The 1,598-nt window shown below is 69.8% G+C and carries 2 protein-coding genes and 1 pseudogene; all 3 read left to right on the top strand.

Features of this window, described 5'->3' with window-relative positions:
• Positions 1-398 precede the first annotated feature (398 nt).
• Positions 399-755, top strand: a complete 357-nt coding sequence (locus AOK17_RS47500) for a YciI family protein (RefSeq protein WP_055618818.1) — start codon at positions 399-401, stop codon at positions 753-755.
• Positions 756-893: 138 nt separating this feature from the next.
• A pseudogene (locus AOK17_RS53445) lies at positions 894-1,346 on the top strand (sigma factor-like helix-turn-helix DNA-binding protein); the annotation flags it as partial.
• A 2-nt stretch (positions 1,347-1,348) separates the two neighbouring features.
• The coding region (locus AOK17_RS53440) for a DUF6596 domain-containing protein (RefSeq protein WP_342671578.1) at positions 1,349-1,598 on the top strand (250 nt) is incomplete at both ends.

The raw sequence follows: 1,598 nt of genomic DNA, 5'->3' as shown, positions 1-1,598 counted from the left end.
GCCCTCCCCTGTGTCCCGCCGAGACGGGCTCAAGTGGCGCCCGGGCCAGGGGGGATGACTTTTTGTGATCGGGTCGCGGCGGAGTGTGGCGTGCGCCGGGAAAGCATCGACCCCCGTGGGTGTTGGAGCACCGCGCGGGGGTCTGACCACCGAATCGAACGAGAGTCGATCCATGGTTGCCGCCCAGCTTGGTGCTGCCCCGCGCCCCTCCGCCCATCCCATGGCCACGTGAGCCGGTGGCCCGGTGGCCTGCGGAAATGTGTCGGCGGAGATCTTCTCGAAGAAATTCCGAAGAAATTCGGCGAGCGTGTCGATCCCGCCGCCCCCCGTTCGACGCCTGGGTGAGAGGGAAGGTGGGACAAGCCCCGCCCCCGTACCGAGAGACTCAGGGAGTCACCATGCCCCGCTACCTGTCGATGATCCGGATCGATGAGCAGAACGCGCCGGCCGAGGGGCCGAGCGATGAGCTCATGGCGCGGATGGGGGAGCTGATCGAGGAGATGACGAAGGCCGGGGTGCTGCTGGACACCTCCGGGCTGAAGCCGACCGCGGAGGGGACGCGGGTGCGGTGGGAGGGCGGGGAGATGTCCGTCACCGACGGGCCGTTCACCGAGGCCAAGGAGGTCGTCGGGGGGTACGCGATGCTGCAGGCCAAGGACAAGGCCGAGGCCGTCGAGTGGACCAAGAGGTTCCTCCAGATCCACGAGGCCCACTGGACGGTGACCTGCGAGGTCCGGGAAATCGTCGAAGGCTGACCCTTGGTCGTACGGGCCCGGGGGTGTCTGATGGTGGAACGTGACACCAGAACCATCAGAACCATCGGCGGACGCCCCCGCCCACGCCATCGAGACCGTCTTCCGTATCGAGTCGCCCCGCATCATCGCCGGGGTCNNGTGCCCGGCAATCCCGGGGCCTGGCTGATGGCCACGGCAAAGCACCGGGCGATCGATCTCGTACGGCGGCGCGAGCGCTACGCGCGCAAGCTCGTGGAGATGGGGCGGGACCTGGAGGCGGCCGAGCCGTACGGTCACGGCCACGTCGACGAGCCGGCCGATCCCGACGACATCGACGACGACCTGCTGCGACTCGTCTTCACCGCGTGCCATCCCGTGCTGTCCGCCGAGGCCCGGATCGCCCTCACCCTGCGGCTGCTCGGCGGGCTGACCACCGTCGAGATCGCCCGTGCCTACCTCGTCCCGGAGGCGACCGTCGCCCAGCGCATCGTGCGCGCCAAGCGGACGCTCGCCGCGAAGGCCGTCGCCTTCGAGGTGCCGTACGGGCCCGAGCGCGAGGCCCGGCTCGGGTCCGTACTCGAAGTCATCTACCTGATCTTCAACGAGGGGTACNNCCCGCGCTCTGTGAGGACGCCCTCCGACTCGCGCGTGTGCTCGCCGAGTTGATGCCCAAGGAACCCGAAGTGCACGGGCTGGCCGCCCTGTTGGAGATCCAGGCGTCCCGGTCTGCCGCCCGCACCGGGCCGTCGGGCGAACCCGTACTGCTCAAGGACCAGCAGCGCTCCCGGTGGAACCGGCTCCTCATCCGCCGCGGTTTCGCCGCCCTCGCCCGCGCGGAGGCCGTGTCCACGGGCGGCGGTCCTG

It is taken from the genome of Streptomyces phaeochromogenes, from assembly GCF_001418655.1.
Taxonomy (GTDB): domain Bacteria; phylum Actinomycetota; class Actinomycetes; order Streptomycetales; family Streptomycetaceae; genus Streptomyces; species Streptomyces phaeochromogenes.
Note: the sequence above shows the minus strand (reverse complement) of the source record. Positions and strands in the feature narration are given on the sequence as shown.

Excerpts from the sequence above, each read along its gene's own strand:
- AOK17_RS47500 (WP_055618818.1), top strand. The coding sequence starts at position 399 with ATGCCCCGCTACCTGTCGATGATCCGGATCGATGAGCAGAACGCGCCG.